The following is a 2,512-nucleotide window of genomic DNA, read 5'->3' on the forward strand; positions in this document are numbered from 1 at the left end:
GAGGGTGCCCTGGAAGGGCGTCCCGTTCCAGGCGGTGATCCGCATCCTGAGCTCCTCGGCGTTCAAGAGCTGGTACTCCCCCTCCGTCCCCGCCCCGGGGAGCTCCCCACAGGCGGCGAGGAGGGGGAGGAGGGCGAGAAGCCAAGCCAAGCGCGCCGTCTTCAGGATTCCTTTCGCATCCATACCTCCCACTATGCCCCGAAGGGCCTTTCACAAAACTCCTTCCGCGGATGCCCCGCATTTCAATGCGGGGAGGAAGCGGAAGCCGGGTGAAGCCCGGTGTAGCGCATCCATCCGCCGATGTGCCACAATACCATCATGCACAGGGCAGAAACCGTGGTGCTCAAACTGCGCTCCCCCAGCAAGGCCAAGCGAGCCTGGCTGGACCAGACCGCCGAGCGCTTCCGCCAGGGGGTGCAGTTGGGCCTCGATTTCGCCCTGAGCGCCAAAACCAGCAATAGGGGGAAAATCCATGCCGCCACCTACCCGAAGGTCCGTGCCCTGGGACTGCCCTCCGACTACTGCCGCATGGCCATCAATCAGGTCGTGCAACTTGTCCGTAGCCACTTCGGACTGCGCAAGGGCAAGCGGAAGGTGGGCAAGCCCACGGTGGTTCGTAGCCAGGGGATAGGGCTGGGAGTTAACGCCTACCGGGTCGTGGGCACGACCCTTCGGGTTTCCACTGGACAGAAGGGCCAGTACCTCTGGTTTCCCCTGTCGGTTCCCCCGCAGTGGAGGGACAGGCTCCAGTACGTCCAGGGGGATGCAAGGCTCTTCAAAAGGGGGCACGACTGGTTTGTCATGTTGCCCCTTAAGGTGCCCACCACCCCTACCGTCCGTGGCGGGAACGGTGAACCCACCGTTATCGGGGTGGACCTGGGCATCGTTCGGTTGGCTACGGCCAAGCATCCCAAAGGCGTGTTTGTGGTGAACGGCAAGCCCATCCGCCATCGCCGGGAGCGGTTCGCTTCCCTGCGCCAGCGTTTGCAACGCCACCGTCGCACCGACCGGGTGCGGGCCATGGGCGACCGAGAGAGACGCTGGATGACCTACCTCAACCACAAGGTCAGCCGACAACTGGTGGACCTGGCGCTCCGGTACCCCAATCCCGTGCTGGCCTTTGAGCGGCTGGACGGCATCCGGGACCGGGTGCGGGGAAGCAAGAAGTTTAACCGCATGGTTTCGAGCTGGGCTTTCCGGCAACTGGTCGACTTTGTGCTGTACAAGGCCGAGCGGGCGGGGGTGCGGGTGGTGTTCGTGGACCCCCGCAAGACCAGCCAAACCTGCCCGAAGTGCGGCCATGCTAGCCGGGCCAACCGACCTGAGCAGAGCCACTTCCGATGTGTGGCCTGCGGCTACCAGGGCAATGCCGATGTGGTAGCCAGTCTCAACATCGCTGCCGCTGCGCTTGATGTGCTGCGGCAGGGGCCGCCTGACACGGCCCGTCTGGGGCAACCCGGACAGGCTCCTCCCGTGGGGGAGGGGCTGGATGGGGTAAAGGTGTGGGCTTCGGCTCATACAGACTCCAACCTCGCAAGCTCCGCGTAGGAGCCCCCGTTCTTCAGAACGGGGAGGATGTCAGCGCCTTACACGCGGGCCTCGAGGGCGTAGAGAACCACCCCCTCCCGGCCCAGGACCTCGTACCACACGCTCCAACCGTCCACCCGCATCTCCCGGGCGAGCCGCACCATCCGCCCCTCCCAGGGCACCATGGGCCAGGGGCGGTCGGAGAGGCCGGAGTAGTGGGGCTCGCCCAGGAAGCGTAGCCGCTCTTCCGCCTGCTTGAGGACTCGCGCGAACTCCATACCTATCTTTCCTTCGTGTAGCTAAGACAGAGGGCCTCGAGGTCTTCCCGCCGCTCGTACCGGAACCTCCGAGGGTGGGTGGGGTCGTAGATCTGCTCCTCTACCCGGGCCACCCTCTTGCCGGGGAAGAAGCCCAGGTGGTGCCGGAGGTCCCGCTCCAGGCGTTCCTCCACGAGGTCGAAGCTCGTGGTGGTGCCGTCCGCGAAGCGGATGACCACCCGCCTCATCCTTCCTCCCTCCCCAAGACCTCCAGGTAGAGGCCCTGCCGCCTGGCCTCGAGGTAGGCCCCCGAGCGGTAGGTCCTCGCCCACCGCCCCCGGGCCAGGGCCTCGAGGAAGGCTTCGTAGGCCTTCCAGTCGGGGAAGCGCCGCTCCCGCCGCACGAGCTTGCCGTTTTTTAAGATGATAAGCACCGCTTTCATGCTTTCCTTGCCTCCTACCCCCTCCCGTGGGGCCGCTAGGCCCCCGGGCCCTGAGAGGGCTTGGGGAGGGCGCTTTTGAGGCCTTCTCCCTTCCTATTTGCGCGAAAGAAAACTTTCGCGCATGCCCTCCACCCCTCCCCTAGCCCGCCTTCCGCCTCCGGTCCGGCCCCCGCACCTCCACGGCCCGCCCCACCCGGGAGAGAAGGGCCTCGGCGTTCTCCCCAAGCCGCCTCGCCGCTTCCTCGGGGGCCCAGTTGGAGGTGAGGAGAAGGTCCAGGCTTTTCCG

Annotated in this window: 4 protein-coding genes and 1 pseudogene; 1 reads left to right on the top strand and 4 read right to left on the bottom strand. The window is 65.9% G+C overall.

All coding sequences use genetic code 11. The features are described 5' to 3' along the window. Positions 1-183: pseudogene (locus Q0693_RS08425) on the bottom strand (hypothetical protein); the annotation flags it as partial. A gap of 135 nt (positions 184-318) precedes the next feature. Here Q0693_RS08425 and Q0693_RS08430 point away from each other — a divergent pair. Further along, positions 319-1,548 (top strand): transposase, encoded by a 1,230-nt coding sequence (locus tag Q0693_RS08430; RefSeq protein WP_243031899.1) that lies wholly within the window; start codon positions 319-321, stop codon positions 1,546-1,548. 38 nt (positions 1,549-1,586) lie between these two features. Here Q0693_RS08430 and Q0693_RS08435 read toward each other — a convergent pair whose 3' ends face one another. The 3 genes from Q0693_RS08435 to Q0693_RS08445 are packed head-to-tail and all read right to left on the bottom strand — an operon-like array spanning position 1,587 to position 2,226. Further along, on the bottom strand, positions 1,587-1,805 hold the full coding sequence (locus Q0693_RS08435; protein WP_126177622.1) for a hypothetical protein: 219 nt from the start codon (positions 1,803-1,805) through the stop codon (positions 1,587-1,589). A 2-nt stretch (positions 1,806-1,807) separates the two neighbouring features. Then, positions 1,808-2,032 (bottom strand): hypothetical protein, encoded by a 225-nt coding sequence (locus tag Q0693_RS08440; RefSeq protein ID WP_126177623.1) that lies wholly within the window; start codon positions 2,030-2,032, stop codon positions 1,808-1,810. Then, complete coding sequence (locus Q0693_RS08445) at positions 2,029-2,226, bottom strand: hypothetical protein (RefSeq protein ID WP_126206397.1); 198 nt, start codon at positions 2,224-2,226, stop codon at positions 2,029-2,031. The genes Q0693_RS08440 and Q0693_RS08445 overlap by 4 nt, the downstream gene beginning before the upstream one ends. Between the last annotated feature and the right edge of the window lie 286 nt (positions 2,227-2,512).

Origin of the sequence: uncultured Thermus sp., from assembly GCF_938010445.1 — a bacterium.
In the GTDB taxonomy this organism is placed as follows: domain Bacteria; phylum Deinococcota; class Deinococci; order Deinococcales; family Thermaceae; genus Thermus; species Thermus altitudinis.